The organism is Robertmurraya korlensis (genome assembly GCF_023715225.1).
Taxonomy (GTDB): Bacteria; Bacillota; Bacilli; order Bacillales; family Cytobacillaceae; genus Robertmurraya_A.
Map to the genome: position 1 here is coordinate 1 of NZ_JAMBNS010000190.1, position 204 is coordinate 204.

Below are 204 nucleotides of genomic sequence, written 5' to 3' on the forward strand. Positions count from 1 at the left end.
TGATCCTGGCTCAGGACGAACGCTGGCGGCGTGCCTAATACATGCAAGTCGAGCGGATCTTTGGGCGCTTGCTCCCAAAGATTAGCGGCGGACGGGTGAGTAACACGTGGGCAACCTGCCTATGAGACTGGGATAACTCCGGGAAACCGGGGCTAATACCGGATAATTCTTGTCTACACATGTAGAAAAGCAGAAAGATGGTTT

The 204-nt window shown here is 52.9% G+C and carries 1 rRNA gene; it reads left to right on the top strand.

The features are described 5' to 3' along the window. A 16S ribosomal RNA gene (locus tag M3175_RS26260) occupies window positions 1-204 on the top strand; the annotation flags it as partial.